The organism is Sphingobacterium sp. UME9, assembly GCF_014170215.1.
Lineage (GTDB): Bacteria > Bacteroidota > Bacteroidia > Sphingobacteriales > Sphingobacteriaceae > Sphingobacterium > Sphingobacterium paramultivorum.
The window spans coordinates 1,686,186-1,703,716 of sequence record NZ_LZZP01000013.1 but is presented as its reverse complement, the minus strand read 5'-3'; the positions used below and the strand labels follow the sequence as shown (position 1 = coordinate 1,703,716).

15 protein-coding genes are annotated in these 17,531 nt (G+C 40.8%); 5 read left to right on the top strand and 10 right to left on the bottom strand.

Annotated elements, in window-relative coordinates; all coding sequences use genetic code 11:
• Nucleotides 1-58 precede the first annotated feature (58 nt).
• Nucleotides 59-1,267 carry an MFS transporter gene (locus A9970_RS26305; protein ID WP_182984227.1) on the bottom strand — a complete coding sequence of 403 codons (1,209 nt, stop codon included), beginning with the start codon at nt 1,265-1,267 and terminating at the stop codon, nt 59-61.
• A gap of 89 nt (nt 1,268-1,356) precedes the next feature.
• Between A9970_RS26305 and A9970_RS26300 the strand changes: the two genes are divergently transcribed.
• Complete coding sequence (locus A9970_RS26300) at nt 1,357-2,151, top strand: AraC family transcriptional regulator (protein WP_182984226.1); 795 nt, start codon at nt 1,357-1,359, stop codon at nt 2,149-2,151.
• A gap of 408 nt (nt 2,152-2,559) precedes the next feature.
• On the top strand, nt 2,560-3,882 hold the full coding sequence (locus tag A9970_RS26295) for an NYN domain-containing protein (protein WP_182984225.1): 1,323 nt from the start codon (nt 2,560-2,562) through the stop codon (nt 3,880-3,882).
• A 112-nt stretch (nt 3,883-3,994) separates the two neighbouring features.
• On the opposite strand, the gene A9970_RS26290 is transcribed toward A9970_RS26295, so the two are convergent.
• The gene (locus A9970_RS26290) at nt 3,995-4,660 is read right to left on the bottom strand and encodes a DUF2625 domain-containing protein (RefSeq protein WP_075991919.1); all 666 of its coding nucleotides are present in this window, start codon (nt 4,658-4,660) and stop codon (nt 3,995-3,997) included.
• 203 nt (nt 4,661-4,863) lie between these two features.
• Here A9970_RS26290 and A9970_RS26285 point away from each other — a divergent pair, with 203 nt between their 5' ends.
• A complete protein-coding gene (locus A9970_RS26285) occupies nt 4,864-5,394 on the top strand; it encodes a YfiT family bacillithiol transferase (protein WP_182984224.1) in 531 nt (176 codons plus the stop codon).
• A 77-nt stretch (nt 5,395-5,471) separates the two neighbouring features.
• Here the strand turns inward: A9970_RS26285 and A9970_RS26280 are convergent, their stop codons facing one another.
• From A9970_RS26280 to A9970_RS26270, 3 genes are read right to left on the bottom strand one after another with little or no spacing between them, the layout of a single operon-like run.
• Entirely contained in the window at nt 5,472-5,699 is a 228-nt protein-coding gene (locus A9970_RS26280; RefSeq protein ID WP_120334747.1) for a hypothetical protein, read from the bottom strand.
• A gap of 3 nt (nt 5,700-5,702) precedes the next feature.
• On the bottom strand, nt 5,703-8,252 hold the full coding sequence (locus A9970_RS26275) for an SEL1-like repeat protein (RefSeq protein WP_182984223.1): 2,550 nt from the start codon (nt 8,250-8,252) through the stop codon (nt 5,703-5,705).
• 25 nt (nt 8,253-8,277) lie between these two features.
• Nucleotides 8,278-10,755: an SEL1-like repeat protein gene (locus A9970_RS26270; RefSeq protein ID WP_182984222.1), complete on the bottom strand. Its 2,478-nt coding sequence runs from the start codon at nt 10,753-10,755 to the stop codon at nt 8,278-8,280.
• A gap of 174 nt (nt 10,756-10,929) precedes the next feature.
• On the opposite strand from A9970_RS26270, the gene A9970_RS26265 reads away from it, so the two are divergent.
• Both A9970_RS26265 and A9970_RS26260 read left to right on the top strand, forming a co-directional pair.
• The gene (locus A9970_RS26265; protein ID WP_182984221.1) at nt 10,930-11,487 is read left to right on the top strand and encodes a hypothetical protein; all 558 of its coding nucleotides are present in this window, start codon (nt 10,930-10,932) and stop codon (nt 11,485-11,487) included.
• 48 nt (nt 11,488-11,535) lie between these two features.
• Nucleotides 11,536-12,096, top strand: a complete 561-nt coding sequence (locus A9970_RS26260) for a hypothetical protein (RefSeq protein WP_182984220.1) — start codon at nt 11,536-11,538, stop codon at nt 12,094-12,096.
• Between the two features lie 143 nt (nt 12,097-12,239).
• Here A9970_RS26260 and A9970_RS26255 read toward each other — a convergent pair whose 3' ends face one another.
• The 5 genes from A9970_RS26255 to A9970_RS26235 all read right to left on the bottom strand — a co-directional run bounded on the left by A9970_RS26255 (nt 12,240) and on the right by A9970_RS26235 (nt 17,131).
• Entirely contained in the window at nt 12,240-12,944 is a 705-nt protein-coding gene (locus A9970_RS26255) for an NrtR DNA-binding winged helix domain-containing protein (protein WP_182984219.1), read from the bottom strand.
• A gap of 3 nt (nt 12,945-12,947) precedes the next feature.
• On the bottom strand, nt 12,948-13,859 hold the full coding sequence (locus A9970_RS26250; RefSeq protein ID WP_182984218.1) for a hypothetical protein: 912 nt from the start codon (nt 13,857-13,859) through the stop codon (nt 12,948-12,950).
• 186 nt (nt 13,860-14,045) lie between these two features.
• The gene (nadE, locus tag A9970_RS26245; RefSeq protein WP_075991911.1) at nt 14,046-14,828 is read right to left on the bottom strand and encodes an NAD(+) synthase; all 783 of its coding nucleotides are present in this window, start codon (nt 14,826-14,828) and stop codon (nt 14,046-14,048) included.
• Nucleotides 14,818-16,308, bottom strand: coding sequence for a nicotinate phosphoribosyltransferase (locus A9970_RS26240; RefSeq protein ID WP_220801701.1), 1,491 nt, complete (start codon nt 16,306-16,308; stop codon nt 14,818-14,820). The genes nadE and A9970_RS26240 overlap by 11 nt, the downstream gene beginning before the upstream one ends.
• A 10-nt stretch (nt 16,309-16,318) precedes the next feature.
• On the bottom strand, nt 16,319-17,131 hold the full coding sequence (locus A9970_RS26235) for a ribose-phosphate pyrophosphokinase (RefSeq protein WP_182984216.1): 813 nt from the start codon (nt 17,129-17,131) through the stop codon (nt 16,319-16,321).
• Between the last annotated feature and the right edge of the window lie 400 nt (nt 17,132-17,531).

Genomic DNA, 17,531 nt, shown 5'->3' with positions numbered 1-17,531 from the left:
AGAGCTAGTTGAATAAGGCTACATCAGCTAAACACCTATGCCTGATGTAGCCTTATCTTTAATCTTCCGCTACATACTTATCTTCGCCGGCCTTCCATCCCGCAAACAATAAAAGTACGATACTCCCCGCCAAAAAGTAGAACGAGTAATTCCAGGTAGCATCTATTTCGTGCAGCCTACCAAAGACCGGCGGGCCAAAGGCCGCAATAAAATAGCCGACAGACTGCGCCATGCCCGATATTTTGATCGCATTTGCCGTTGATCTAGCCCGCAGGGTAAAGAAGAGAATAGACAAACTGAAAGACAGTCCATTGGAAAGTCCCAACAATATGGCGGCAACATAAATTCCCTGAAGCTTGTAATGCCAGAATATAAAGATACTTCCAAGCATGCCTATCGCAACAGCAGTTGCCATTAAACGTTGATCCTTCATCCGATGAGCCAAAATAGGTCCGATGAACATAATGGGAATCATGGCAATTTGGATCAAAAACAGCAGCCAGCCCGTATCCTCCTTTGGCATACCATAATCGACCAATACTTTGGGCAACCAAGAAATCAAGCTGTAGTAAATCAGGGACTGAATACCCATGAATAGGCTGATATACCAGGCCAATCTTGACCTAAAGATATGCCCGATTCCACTTGTCGCTTGTCTATTTTCAGTAATACCTTGAGCCTTCTTTCGGCCTAAACCATCAAAAAAAACAACAATAAGTGATAACAAGGCTAAAATCACCCAAACACCCAGTGAGCCTTGCCAACCAAGACCAGTCCATTCACCCAATCGTAAACTAAAACCCGAAGCAAAAGCCGCAGTCAGGTTCATTGCTACCGCAAAAATCCCTGTCATCAGCCCAATCTGCTTTGGAAAACTGGTTTTTATATAGCCAGGTGTAACGACATTGCCCACACAGATCCCAAGTCCAATTAAAAAAGATCCTACAAACAGCGTTGGCATATTACCCCAGACCCTAAGCACAATCCCTACACTCAATAGCATTAAACCAAACAATAAAAAACGATGCATGCCCAGTTTATGCGAATATCGACTTACTGCTACAGAACAGCTCGCAAACATAAAAAGGGGAATCGCCGTCAATAGGCTGCTTTGAAAACTATTTAATTGTAAATCTTCACTGATTTGCCCCAATACAGGGCCAACGGCTGTAATTGGCGACCGCAGATTGGTTGAGACCATAACAACAACCAATATGGATAACCAGGTCCAAGAAACAGCTGTGGATACTTTTATATTTTCTTTCATAATAAAATTGCGCTATACATGTAATGATCGCCTGCAAAGATATACCTGAAATTTTAATTAAATTTGCCATTAATTTAATTTAAAACGACATGGATCAAACAAATCATACATTGACAATTGAACGCATCCAGAAATCAACCTTTGTCTGGTTTGAAGAAAACTGGATACACGACAACGAGTTGCACAGTCATCGAAAAGGCCAGTTGATTTATGTCGAACAGGGTTTCCAATACCTTACCGTCGCAGGAAAAATGTATTTACTCCCCCAAAATCACGTTGCCTGGATTCCCTCTGGTGCATTACATAAGACCAACTCCCACTCTGAGCGCATCAAGCTTATGGTGCTTTTTTTTGATACTCCACAATTCGACAGCGCACAAGACCAGTTGTTTTTCAGTCAGGTGCAGCTATTTTCTGCCCCTAAAGTATTACGGGAAATGATTTTGTATTGTGAAAAATGGTCGAAATTGATTAAAGAAGATGAACATGAAAAAGTTTTCCTGGGTGCTTTACTCCATGAACTCCCCTATTTCGCCGCGCAATTGCTTCAACTTGGGATCACCCTTCCTCAGGAGAATAGACTTCAAGCCGTCTTAAATCACCTACATGACCATTACGCAGCAGCCTTCACATTAGACGAGATTGCCATGTTGTCCAATCTTTCGCTCCGAACTATAGAGCGTCTTTTTAAAAAGGAAACCGGAATGACACTTGCAAAATATCAGCAGTTACTCCGCATTATCAAGAGTTTGGAACTTCTTAGCACAAAACAATTCACCATCTCCCAAATTGCATATAAAGTCGGTTATAAAAGCGTGCAAGCGTTCACCAATAGCTTTTATGCTGTGATGAAATATAGACCTTCGAGCTTCATGATGGACTAGTTTCGGCACAGCTACAGGTAACTTGTAGCTGAACGGCTACAAAATTCAGAACGTTTTAAAAAAATAGTAATGAATAGTTGCACAGGTGTAATATTTACACTATCTTTGTATCATCATAATTTAGGTTTATAATTGGTTATTTAAGGTTTTCATTCTCCCCGTTTGAAAACCTTTTTTTATTTTCATCGTCCCTCAAATCATTTCACCGCTCCACAAACGTAATAATTCCCTCCCTACGCCCAAACAAAAGCAGCTGATCGCATGTTCTAAAAAAATAGCATTCAAATTAATTCTAAAAAAATCAAGAAATTCTTTAACAATACTGTATTTTTAACGAATATATTCAGATCAGAAAGGTCACACGAATAGAAAAGAGTTCAAATATTGAAAAAAATAATCTAAACATATATGGCAGAACATGGGGATTTGCAAATCGCAATACTAATCGATGCGGATAATGTATCTTATCGAAAGATCGAAGAGATTTTGAATGAAGTCAAAAGATACGGGATTCCAACCATCAAACGCATCTACGGAGACTGGACCAACCCTTATGTTGAAAAATGGAAGGACAAACTTCTTACCCACGCGATTACCCCCATACAACAATACAGTTATACCCAAGGCAAAAATTCTACTGATTCCGCATTAATTATTGACGCCATGGATATTCTGCATTCGGACAGAGTGGACGGATTTTGTATTGTATCGAGCGACAGCGACTTCACCCGCTTGGCCACGCGCCTCCGGGAATCAGGCAAGCTTGTAATCGGTATAGGTGAGAAAAAGACACCTAAACCTTTTATCGCCTCCTGTGACAAGTTTATCTATGTGGAAATTTTCGAAAAAAATCAAAAGAAAGAAACAGTCACAAAGAAAAAACAGCAAAATCAACCCAAACCTGCCCCGGTTGACAACCCGGCAAGTATAGCGGTACTGGATGAAGAAACCCTGGAACTTTTAAAAGACACTGTCGATGATACAGCTGATGAAAATGGCTGGGCTTTCCTAGGTGAAATCGGAAGTCTTTTCAATAAAAGGAAACCTGATTTTGATGCGCGAAATTACGGATACGACAAGATGTCCCACCTTTTTAAAGCCTACAAGGAAGATTTTGAAATTGAGGAGCGGAACACCGACAAATCGCGTATAAAACACTACTACATCCGCAATATCATTAAACGGCCTTTAGCAATGACCAGCCCGGCTACAGCAGCGGAAACCGAGCACAAAACTCCTTCTACTCCTACTCCTTCCGTACCTCCTACAGAAACTGCGGGAAAAACTGCAAATCAAAACAATAGAAAGAAAGGGCGCCAAGAGAAGCAACGTCAAGATAAAACAAGTTCTGAACCGATACAAAATGAGTCTCCAAAAGTTCAGGAAATTCAGGAGCAAAAAGCCGAGTCCCAAGCCTCCACAGTACAGACACTACCGACAAACATGCTTTTTCCTTCAGAGGGCAACAAGATTACTGCAGATGATGTTAAGAAATCGCAAATAAGGATTACAAAAGAATTTAAACCTTTATTTCCCACTAAATCCCAAAAATTAAGGATTATGATCAATGCCGGAGAATATGAATGCAATTTTACCTACCGAGGCAGAGGATTTCATGTACTTAAACTGGGGAAAGAAGCCGCTACGCAGCTTGGTCTTGCAGAAGGAATACAAATACAACTGATCAAACTGAATGAAGTTAGCTTTAGCCTTCAAAATAAATCCGTTTAAATCTTATTCAGGGTTATTCTTCCCGCTACGATAAGGTGATAGGACAATATACATATTGTCTTATCACCTTATTAAAGCATTAAGCTGAAGGTTTGTCGTATTAAAATAACGATTAGCGTCTGCCTGCAAATTCCATCGTAAAGTGATAGTTCTCATCGATTGCCATTGGCTTGCGATCTACTTTACGAAAGTCGCGTGCTTCTTCAGTCCATAAAAAAGGATAAAACGAAAAAACTTGATTACCATTCAAGGATTTGACGTCTTCACTCCAGTCTTTCCATTTAAATGTTTCATAAAACTGTCTGATATCCCCTTTCAAGGCCCAAAAAACAAAGTCCGAATAGCCACATTCCAAACTTTCCCATTGCAAGGTATCTTGAGCAAAATAATAGACCTGTCCAATAGCATCTCCCAGAGCGCCGGCATTGATGGCAAAATAACCACCCAAAACATCGTCAGCTATAAGAAGAAATCCTCCTTTTTCGCCTTCCTTGTCAAAACTCTTGCCCTTATTCCACTCCATAATTCCACGGTTCAGCTTTGGCGAACCGGAGCCTAAAATCCGCAACCAGCCACCATCGATCAGTATACCACCGCTTTGATGAATAATGGCTCCCATCGGAGATTTTGTCGTAATTTGTGCCCTTAAAAGTTCCTCATCAGCCCGCTTAGGGTTTTGAGGAAGCACTTCATATGAATTTGTCGCTTCCTTCAACCAGCCCTCAACCAGCTTCCATCCCGAATTACTTGTATCAATCAGTTCTTTTAGACTTTTCATTTCTTGTGCTTTTATATGCTAAGATCAATGATCCTCCACACAAACAGAAGGATCATTGATCTTAGCATTTTTGCCGAAATTAACACAATTCTTTATCGCATCCAAATTACAGCTTGCACAAGAACCTATCGAAAAAAAATATTCATCGAAAACATGAACATAAAGATTAGGAACCTTGCATCTATTTTAAGTAATTTTAGGTTATGCAACATGAATTAGAAAAACTCAGATACCCCATAGGTCGTTTCGCGATACCCGATGTAATTGACAGCTCCCTGTTGAATGACTGGATCAAGACAATTGCAGATTTTCCGGCTCGGTTAAAATCCGAAGTCGGCGACCTTACGGACAGTGCGCTAGAGAAGCGCTACCGTCCTGACGGCTGGACGATACGTCAGGTCGTTCACCATTGTGCCGACAGCCATATGAATAGCTTTGTCCGGTTCAAATTGGCCCTAACGGAAGAAGATCCAACCATCAAATTATATGAAGAAAAATTGTGGGCCGAACTTCCCGACGCCAAAATAATTCCCATAGAAAGTTCGGTAAAATTGCTTGAAGGTCTACATGAACGTTGGGTCGTACTGCTGAAAAGCCTTTCAGCCGAACAACTTGAAAGGGGTTTTATTCACCCCGTTACCAAAAGACTAATTTCTTTAAAGGTCAATATAGGCCTGTATGCATGGCATTGTAACCACCACCTCATGCATATTGTCAACGCCAAAAACCATTGATGGAATTACATAGCACAATGATCTTTTGACTGGCAGTCAAAGGATCATTGTGCTAAATTCACTTTATTGCCTTCACTTTACGACAATGACATCGCCCACAAAAAGGCCAGCAATCCTGCAATCAGAAGTCCAATAAGGCCCGACAGAAAAAACGACAAAAAATAATACCCCGCGGTTCGTGTTTTCTTCTTTACGATATGAACAATACCTACCGTTAACGTATAAATCGTTCCAAATCCAAAAAAAACAATCATGATCAAGTCGATCAGAATGCCACTAAAATCTATATTTGCTGATGATAACATGATTTACTTTTTCTTTTTAAATAGTTTACTAAAAAAGGAAGAACTTGCATTTGAATCTTCGGACTGATTATCCCATTGCAATAAATCCTGTTCGATATCCAGTTCATTGGTTTTTGCAAAACCTAACCAATGGACAAATTTTTCCTCATTTCTAAATGTAGGATCATTCCTGTAATAATCCAATAAGCGCGCTGTGGCACTTTCGTAAACGCCATAATCATTGGCACGCTCAAAATAGTGGATCGCTTTTTTACTGTCTTTTTTAAATTTCAGCCCCTGATCATAGAGCAATCCATAATAGATATTGGAATAACTATTTTCCTTATCTCTTTTCAAGTAAACCAATAGACGATCGTAATCTTCCAAACTGTAATAGATAGCGGCTATATTGCTGTTGTTTTCAACTAATTTTAATTCCGCTTTCTGATAATAAGTGAGGGCTTTTTCCAGATCTTCTTCAACATAGGTCCCACTTGAATAAAAGTAACCTAAATTGGACAAAGCATAGCCATTCCCCAATTCGGCTCCTTTCATGTAAGCATCAAATGACTTTTTCAAGTCTTTGTTATAGCCGATTCCATACTGAAAGAGGTAGCCAATTGCATTCCAGGCAGGGGCATATTCTTTTTGGGCGGCCTGTTCATAATATTGAATTCCCCTGTCCAAATCTAAAAAACGATTGTCTTCACTATCGGTATCCGTAAAGATATTCCCAAGTTCATGCATGCTGCTTTCATTTCCCTGGTCGGCAGAAAAGGTAAAATAGCGCATTGCCTTTTCAACATCGCCCTGTCGGTAGCAGTCTAAGGCCATATGATACAAGGTATAACTATCATAGCTGGATTCAAAATTATCGCCCTTTGCAGTCTTCCATCGTTCAAAAAAACGACTACATACATCAAAATCTTCCCCTGACAATTGATCCAGCTTCTTCAGAAATTGGCCATATTGTTCTTCCTGAATTACTTCCACACCATCGTAGCCTTTTTTATACAAGAGGTCACCTTGCAATAACATCAGATCCTGATAGTGATTAACGCTTGCACAGACATAATCGTAGGCGGAGCTGAGGGCCCTTTGCACTGCGTCAAAATAGTAATATCTTCCCGCATGGTCTTTCAGAATAAAATAATCCATCACAGCAGCATATACAATTTGCACATAGTGCGTTGAGAGCGGGATCAGCCAGGCCTTTTCAGCAGCCTGATAGATCCCACTACCGGTGGCTGTTTCGATGACATAGCAATCCCAGGCACCATTACCGAAATCAGTCCCCCCTTGAACGGATTGCATTACCAAGTCTTGCAGTACATAGGCCCGGGCTTCCAGATTATACAAACGAATGCTGCCGGAATCGGCAAAGAATAATGCACCTCGACCGTTTCCAGCATTGAGTATATCAACATCTTTGACCAGGATAGTTCCATCGGGAGACAAAACAGATTTTTTCTTTTTGTTATTCAAATTGACCGCATAAAAATCAAACAGCAGTTCGCTCAGTGCACCACTGGCAAAAGCACCAAGCAAAATGCCTCTGTTGGAATAATAGTGACGCAGTTTATTTTCGGGAATATCTTGATAGATAAATCCATCATAATCTATGTCAAACGGCTTGTCTGCACCAACAACATTAAAGAACTGACCTTGGGCGTCGATAATGTAGTATTGCTGATCTTTCTTTCCCTGGTAATAACCGTAAGCAAAATCTTCGAGTTCATCATATTCAAGTGGTATGATTATTTCTCCGTTCCCGACGTTGATCAATCCGTATTTTTTAGCTAAACTCACCTTACCAACGGTTGATCCAACTCCATATTGGGCTGGCGCTGCCGATGAATAAATACAGGGAATAGTTTCTTCTCCGCCCCTATTCAAATAACCGAACAGGTCATTTTTCTTTATGACAGCGATTCCTTCATAGTCAAAATCACCAATTTCCTGATAGCTTGCTTCGACCTTCACATTCCCTTTTGCATTGCGTATCCCCCAAAGCCCCTGATCTTCAAAAAATTGATTATCCAAACTATCAATCGCTTCGCTATTCCACCAGCCCAAGCCATAGTTGCCCCATTCCAGCTCGAGCATCGCTAAAAAAGAAGTATAACCAGCGGGTACCAAAATAGATTCGAGCTCAGCTATGGACTGTTTTTCGATTGCTTTTTCATAGGGCAAATTCTTCTCATAGATTTCAAATGCAAAATCTTTTGCCTGTTGACTATGTTTAACATCGCTCATGTTAAATACATCACTCGCGTTCAGCTGGAAGTAATCAAAGGGCAAACCGTCCAAAAAATCGAACAGTTTTCCGATAGCTGCCATGGCCAACGCATCTGAATTTAACCTATATTCATGAATGAGCAAATCATAAAAAGCGCGAAGCTTACGGATTCCAGGCTCCTTTTCGGAATAAACTAAGGTACCTTTTGCCTTCGGATTAGCAGCAAATAAGGGTAAAAAAAGCGGCGGAATCACATAATTCCATTCCCCTAAATAATGCGGAAAGTAATCTTGATCCTTCTTATCTGTATTGTATATATATATGCGATGAGCCATTTTCTATGCGATAATAATTCTCTTACTATTGATCAATTTCAACAGTATTTTCTTTAGCAAAATTTAACCAAAACTCGTATTTATCCGCGTTTGCTGCAGCTCCATGCGCAGCATACAGCTGCAGCAAACGATTGACAGCATAGGCGTACACGTTTTCTTCATTGGCTTGTTCATAGTAACGGATGGCTTTTGGCAAACTTTGTTTAACACCCAGTCCTTCCTCATACAAAATCCCATAATAGATAGCGGCAAATTGATTTGTGGTATCCCTTTTTAAATAACGCAATAAGTTCGCGTAATCTTGTTTTTGATAATAGATTTCTGCCATTTGCGCATCGTTGGGGATACCCGCTTTTTCAGCTTGTTTAAAGTAATCTAAAGCTAAGACATAGTCCTGTTCCACATAGGCTCCTTCGTAATACCAATTCCCTAAGTTGCTCATGGCTTGCGCCTCTCCAAGCGCAACAGCTTGCTGATACCCTTTTAAGGCTTTCGAAATATCCAATTCAACACCATGCGCTGTCGCATATAGAAAGGCCCAGTTATTCCATGCCTGAGCATGGTTCTGCGCCATTGCCTGTTCATAGAAGAACTTTCCCTTTGCGATATCCATTCCATCGTAGCCTGCATCTGTATATATATTTCCAAGGAAATATTGGCAGTCTGCACTGCCCCGGTCGGCCGCGATTTTGAGCAGCCGAATGGCTTCGGAGACCTTCCCTTCAGCATCGAGCTTCTTCCCCCTTTCAAGCAGTGTGTCATTATCGAAATACTGTTCATATCCATCACCCTTGCGTTTCGTCCAGGCTTGATAAAACTGCACAAAATAGCTTTGATCACGCCCCTGTAGCTGATAACGTTCTGTATATAAATGCCCGAATGCTGTTTCGGGTATCTCTATCACATTCCGGTTTAGGTCGAGATGAAAGATCTTCTCTCCCTTAAAAAGCAACAGGAGTTCGCCTGAGATTGCCTCAGGTGCTGGATAATGAAAAGGCGAACAAATATAATCGTAATGCTCACTGCAAAAGTTTAGCTTCGTATCGAAATAGCGCATTCCCGCAGCACAGTGTATGCGCATAAAATCCAAAAAACAATGTTCGATTTTCTGATGGTCAATAGCGGGTTCAAGTAACCATTCCCCTCGATGAGCATCATAAATCCCCTGTCCTTGAGCACAGCCTACGACAAAAATATCTTTACGGTATTGCTGTATGCTATCTACAGCTACTTTATCTATCAGGCTATCCATCAGTCGAAATACCCCCTGTTCAAGCGAGTAAATCTGCCATCTTTTATTTTTGAGATAGGCAATACTTTGATAGCCATCCAAGACTATAATCCGATCAATTCCTTCATCCAAGATATTACCATCGGGTTGAATGACGGCAATTTTTGGCTGTAGCTTATTGGGTTTAATCCAAAAATATCGATTGGCTAGCGGCTCCAGACTACCTTCCAGAAAAGTCCCTAAATACTGACCGTCCATTCGGTAATATTTCCTTTTTATCGTTCCTTTTTGCCGGTTATAGAACAACTTGTTATAATCATACATAAACGGCTCGGGTGCAGGTTCTGAAATAATCAATCGTCCTTCAGCCGAAAGGAGACTGTGGCTATCCCCTTGTCTTGCGTTTATAAAACCATAAGCGATCCAGTCGAGTTCATCATAGATTGCAGGTATGCTCAGCTTTCTGGCATCCATATGCAGTACCCCACGTTTTCCTGCCACTTCCACTTCAGCATAATTGTTCCCATTGATACGCCGGGCATCGAAAGCGTCGCTATATTGACAGGACACCAGTTCAGCGCCGCTAGCATTGATATAACCATATTGTCCATTTGATTGAACTACCGCAATCCCCTGATCATTGAATTCAAATATCTCATCATAAATCGCGTCAAGCAAAATATCACCTTTAGCATTTTTTAACCCTTGCTTTCCCCCTACTTCAAAAACTTCCGTTCCTGGTTCTTTCAACACCTCTTCTGCCCATAAGCCCAAGCCATAATCAATCCAATCGGTTTGAAGAGCATCTAAAAAAGAAGTATAACCAGATTCTTTCACAAGCGGGTCCAGCGGATCTAAGGACTGTTCTTCGACCGCTTGTTCATACAAAGCGGCCTTCATTCTTATTTCCGCCACCCAATCTTTGGCCTGCTCCGCGTCATTTTCTTCATTCATGGTAAAAACATCCCGTCCATCGATCTGAAAAGTATCGAAAGGCAAAGCCTCCAAAAATTCAAACATCCTATTGACAGGCTCAAAATATATTTTTTTATAATGCAATTGATACCTATCAGCCAACAACGCATAAAAATAGCGAAGCCTTGCGATCCCATCTTCCTTGTTTGCATAAAGCTGGCTGCCTTTGGACCGGATATTGGCGGAAAATAAAGGTAGCATCAGGATAGGAATTTCATAATTCCATTCGGCCAGATAAGAAGGATATGTTTCTTTGGTATTGAGATTTACATTATAGATATAAATACGATGTGCCATGCGCTAATTTTTCTGTTTGTCGTTGTATCGCAGTAATCCATTCCATACGACAAGAATCATGCGAATGCTGTAAAAATACCGTATTTATCATTTTTTTTATTTAGCGGAAAACAGGGATTTTTTTCTCAGTCTATTTTAGGCAACTTTGGTTTGGATTTTGTAACAGAAAGAACAATGAATCATTTCAAATACAGTTATTATATCGGCGCATTGATACTTCTTTCATTGCAAATTGCCTGTCAGGAAAAATCAAAGCCACAGGAAGCACACCTAGCACCCGCAAAAACGACGGAAAGGCCAGTCAAAGATACTGTCTTAAAAGACACCCCATTGCCAAAACACGCCAAACTGGATAGTATTGACCATGCCAATGCGCAAAGTGTACTGGAATTTGACGAAGTCACCACAGCTTATGTAAACCTAACTTCTCAAGACAGCATCATACGCCTACATTCCAATATACGTTTAGACCATCGCTTCTTTGGCTATGAGCAAGCAGATATACACGCTAAGAAGCTGCTTTTATTTTCCATCTTTACCAACGATGTGGAACACAATCCATTTCAACTCAAACTGGGTGCATATTACGATACCTCTGGCTTAGACAGTAAAGGCTCAAAACTAAAATATGTGGACACAAAGGGTGATTTTGTGCAAGCTAAATTCATCGATTCGACCGATATACCGATATGCACGATCTATTTCGAAAAAAAATGGGTCGAGATCAAATAAAAACAAGTATAACCAATTTCAAAAAAGTACAACTAACCTAAAACAACCATGAAGTTCACTATAAAAACTATTTTTCTACCCTGTATAGCATTGCTTTTTAGCTGCCAACAAAAGAATGAGGCTAAAAAAACAGCCATTGCAGTTAGTACCCCCGCCAGTATAGACACTTTACAGAAAAAGGAGGCGATGAAATCCACATCCAATGATGACCTGGCTCTTTTTAATCAGCTTTATCCGATTGATATTCTTCAGCCGGAGAGCAAAAATAGTTTCAAGAAATATGGTATCGAATTTTCAGGAATATGTTATGCCTGTGATCTTGCAGAAATCAAAATAAATAAAAAACAGCTGCTTTTGGTCAATATCTGTGATTCCAATGAAATCTATCAGATTAAAGAATTTACCGCTATCAACAACGACACAGGCCTAATCATAAAGACACAGCACAATGAATTTATCTTCAAGCGAGTAGAGAAAGAGCCTATTTTCGAATTACAAATCAAAGGGGATTCGTTGTTGCTAAAGAATAAACGTATCGCAAAATACTACACCCAGAAATCTTTGATCGATCAATTTGAAGTACATGATTGTGGTGATTTTCAGGGTTAGCACCGCCTTGATTTCGTTGCTGTTCACGAATAGCAACAGATCAGGGGAATAAAACAAACCCGATTATTAATAGATGACCTTATACGAATTAGACAGGATAAGAACAGGCAGTATTTCATTTCTGCCTGCTCCACCTGTTCTACTTATACTTCAAAATAAAACCCCGATTCAGTAAGTTCTTTATATTTTACCCTGTCAAAACTATAAATCTTCGCAGCCCTGGCACGCCGATCTTTCTGCTTATCGCTGTGGTCGATCAATAAACCCATGCTGAGGATTTTTTTTCGAAAATTCCCACGGTCAATTGACCGTTGCAAAACAGTTTCATACAAATTGTGTAAATCGGGCAAGGTAAACTGTTCGGGCAGAAGCTCAAAACCGATCGGCTGATAACGTATTTTCCCTTTGAGCCTTTCGATGGCGGTATTCAAGATCTGTTTATGGTCAAAAGCGAGGTCTTTGTTTTCATCAATGGCAAACCATTTTACAGCTTCAATATCCGCACCCGCTTCCAAGATATACGTTTCAGGCTTGACGAGCGCATAATAAGCAATGCTGATCACTCTGCCGCGCGGATCACGTGCTAAGTCTGAAAATGTATAAAGCTGTTCAAGGAAAATATCCTTTAGACCGGCCTCCTCCTGCAGTTTACGAAGCGCACAGTCGTCGGCGGTTTCTTCTTCCTGAATAAAACCGCCCGGAAAAGCCCATTTTCCCAAGAAAGGTTCTATTGCCCGTTTGGTCAATAATACCTTAAGCTGGTTTTTATCAAAGCCGAAGATCACACAGTCAACCGTTACAGCAGGCCTCGGATATTCATATACATATTTTTTTACAGAGGCAGTCATGTGCTACAAATTTACTTCGGTTGACAATTTGATCTGTATCCCATATTTTTCTTTTAAAGCATCAAACTGCAGGAGGGTTTGCTCTTCAAATCCGGCAATCGGCGACATGCAGTCTATCAATAAGGTAATACGGGAGGTGATGGACCGATCATGTTCAAAATATTCCAAAATCTGCACCGCCGAAGCCAATACGCAATGGCTTGATGCCTCTCCCGCGATATAAATGGCATCGTGTGCCCGTATTGCTTCAAGCACAGCATGGTTTACGAATTTATTACCATCATATTCGGCTTTAATAATACCATACATTTCCGTATTCGGATCCTGTCCTTTGTAAACCAAGACTGGTTTTACCTGACGTACAGCACTATGAAAATAGAGCATATTCGTAAATTGACTCTCAAGCTGTGCGCCAGAGGTCCCCTCCAAACAGTGGTATGGCCAGATACACAATTGTTTTTTCCCTTCAGCTTCCAAATGCTGAAGATAATCCAATGCTAAGGCTGTATGGCCATTCACAGCACGCCAGATACCGTCGCGGACATCAGCATAGCGAATGATGGTAAATGGCTCCGGATGATTTCCTTCCGTATCCAGCCACCAGTCGGCATGGAAAATCTGCATCATCGAATGACAATCAAGACTGCACATCACTTGTGTCAGGGAGCCCAAATTACGGTACATCCATTGTGTTAGACGCTGAACATCTGCTTTGGAACCGTTGACCGCAAGACTCCCAATAGATTCCATAAAATCGTTCTGAACATCTATTGCCAAAAGCAGCGTCCGTTTCAGGTCCAAAGCTGCAGGCCGGACCTGCTCCTTTTCTGCCAATGCCAGCATTGCCGGTATATTATCACTTTTGCCGCTGGCAATATGCCGCACATCGACAATCTGATCAAATGGTGTTATCATGCTATTCATTTTATTTAATCAATATCTATTTCAACGCCGCATTTATTACGCAAAACGATGAAGCCATTAAACTTTTCTTCCAGTTAAAAATCATCTTCATTAAAGCATAGTTTTTGTCTCTTGTTACCTGCTATGAAGTGCTTGCGTCGATTGCCATAATTAGCCGATTACTTTAACTAGTTAAAATTAACCCTTGAACGTAGGCACTGCTGCAAACTTGTGCGCAGATTGTTGTATACGTTTACGAATAAGTTCATCTATAACCGGGTTGCCCGATGTACCTTTCAAAATAAACCCATCGATTTGCGCATAAGTCATTCCCAGTTCATCTTCATCTGTCTGTCCTTCCCAAAGGCCGGCAGACGGACTTTTATACTGAATAGATTCGGGTACCCCCAGGTATTTTGCCAAGGTATATACTTCCTGTTTGGTAACCATTGCCAACGGATTCAGATCGTAGGCGCCGTCGCCCCATTTCGTAAAATAACCTACCGTAGCTTCGGCCATATTCCCCGTACCAATAACAAATCTGCTGCCCAGTTGCGCAAACTGATACAAATATGTCATGCGAACACGTGGGCGAATATTTGCAAGGCTCAAGGCGCGGTTAGCGGCTGTGGCTTCTGCGACAAATTGTTCTTGATGAATTGCCAACGCATCCACAGCAGACTGAATGTCAAACACATGAAACGGAAAATCAAACTTCTGAATAAGCTCCATCGCATGCTGATGACTTTTACTATTATTCATATCGCTGCCATAGGGCATCATGACCAAATGAACATCTACTTGTGCCAGACGGCATAAGCAGGCCACAACACTGCAGTCGATACCACCGCTCATTCCCAATACAAGTCCCTGACGGCCGGCAGATTTCACTTGCTGAGCAATCCAGGATGCCATCAATTGTGCATACTGTGCAACGTTTTCATCCTGGATGAAAAACGGTTTGTTTACGCTATTTTCCATATACTCGAATTGTTTCAGTTTTCAATCTATTCCTTATTTCTTCAAAACGCGTTGTGTGTGTAAATTCACCATCCAAATAACAGGTTTGGAGTAGGTTTCTACTCCCCAGTTCAGCTATAGTTTTTGGATTCAGGTTATCTATTAAACGAAATTCATCATTTTCGAATACCACAGCCACCATACCCTTTTGTGACTTCTTAAAGTTTCCGGTATCTGTAGCCGGACGTTTCTGAATTGCTTTAAATTCTCCATTGACAATTTCGGCAGTTCCTTTTAACGCAAAACCAAAAGTATCGCGTGTAACATATTGATAGGTATAAGAGCCTATTCCCAATATGGTATTGGTGGAAGCAAAGCCCTTATCGAGCAAACCTTGACATATTTTATCGGCTCTATCCACTGTAATGGAATCACCATAAACCACTCCGATATGTGGATCCAGCTCCTTAAATCCCTTGCTGTTGGTCGTACCGCCAAAAAGTTCAAATAAACGTTCGACGATACCTTTCCGAACGGTACTGCGATCAGATGCAACATCACCACAGATAATTTTTACAGGATCGCCACTATCGGGGCGAATAACAACTTTTCCTTCCCTAGCCATAATAAGATCTTTCAGTTTCGGCAATACGTTGTCAACTACATTCCAGAGGTCATATGTATCCGATACGATGGAGATATTTCCACTTGGGTATACCTTGGTGATCAGATGCCGAAATGCTTCCACTTCATCCTCACCGTAGGAACACATCACACTGTGCTCCGTAGACGGGGTGTACATCATCACATCACTTTTTGCATGATAGTAGGATTTCAGATACTCCCTAACGGAAAGCGTAGCTGAGACACCGAAGCTCAATAGATGCCCCCCAGCTATACGATAAGCCGTTTCAGGAGAGCCCATTCCACGCATGGAAAAATCACCGGCTTGGGTAAAGACTTTATTGACGTCGCCCGTTTTCTCGGCAAAACCCGTCAATAATCTTTTATAGCGATCTGCAATTGTCGCTGCTGTCATCGGTGACCAGATATAGGCCGATAATTGTGTTTCCAGATAACCCGGAAGCCAGAAAAAATTGGGATGTGTATTTTCAATGGTAAACATTGGCACGCCAATAGGCACCAGGCTACCTTCCGGCAAAGCATTTACTTTGATTGGAAGGTACCCCAGCCGATGTAAGTCGCGAATATGTTTCGATTCATGCATCGATGCGAACTTCGCATTTGTATTTTCAAAAACAGCTGCTATTGCCTCTTCGTAATCCGCCACGACCTCTTCTTCCGGTTGAGCAAAAAAGTTTGCATCAAATGAATTGGTGATTTCGGCCAAGGCACCCTGTAATCCAAAAAATACAACATGACTAATGCCTTCTATGCGGGACATGCGTGGCGTCCAAGTCTCATAAACCCATTGCGTATTCGCAGGGTATTGATCCTTATGACACAATTTATAACCATCTGTCCAAAGTATTGGATTCATGCTCATTGATTTAAACATAGCTTTCAGTCGTTAAGTTGATATAATTTATTTTGGGGTGCTTGGTATCCATCATAGAATTGGTGGTAAAGACATTGGTTATCGGTGAATCATCATCCAGCAGATTCCCTTTAAAAATTCGGGGTTCGCAATGCGTGACCAAAAGATAGACCGCACTGGCTCCCATTTCTTTCAATATTTTCCCGGCCCAAAGAAATGTTCCCCCTGCCGAACACAGGTCATCGACAATAATACATTTTGCGCCGAGCGGAATATCTCCGGCCTTAAGTTCCATCCCTTCGATCCGGCCTGTTTGTGGGTTCCGCTTTTTCTCAAAAACACAGCTATTTTCATAGCCGCTGTTGATGTAACGTGCCGCTGCTCCTTTATCCGGGAAAACAATCCGATCTGATTCCGAAAAATCAAGTTTTTCCATTAATTGTGGCAACCAGTCCAATGCCGGATAAATCCCTACACTATTCGCCAGTAGCTCCAGCGTCACATTGGAATGCGGTTCGACAACAGATACCGTATCAAATTGCAAACTATTGATAAACTCCGACACATATTTCAATGTGAATAAATCACCTTCAATTTTGCGATCCATACGGCTATAGGGCATATAACGGATCAGTAATCTGCAAGATTCGGTGGGTACTTCATCCAATCGCTTTTTGACAAAAAGCAAGCGGATTAAATCTCCATCCTCCTGATAAGTAAATTCAATGAGATTGTTCTTTAAGATCAACTGATCAAAATCTTTCACTTTTGTCTCCCCATTTGGAAATTGCTCTGTGACTATCTGATGCTTATTTAATACAATCATAGCTTTTAATTTTGCTTCCTACTATTGAGTACTTTTTACTCAACAAATATGAAGATTAAATTTAAGCTCGCAAAATATATTGAGTACTTTTTACTCATAAAATCAAACAACAATACACATAATACTGTATATCAGTCAAATAATTTAAATAAAACAGCGTAGCGAAAAATTCATCCCCCATTTCTAAATAGTAAACATGAAACTGATTTCCTGATTAGCGTATAGCTGATCAAGATAAGTATTAAATCGAAACATACGGATACAAAGTCTTATCTAACAACAATTTTTAATCAGTATTTAGACAGTCATTAGTCACTGATTATACAGTCTACACTGAGTAATCACTGAACAAGCACTGAACGATTACTGAACAAGCACTGAACAAACAATGTTAAAAGGT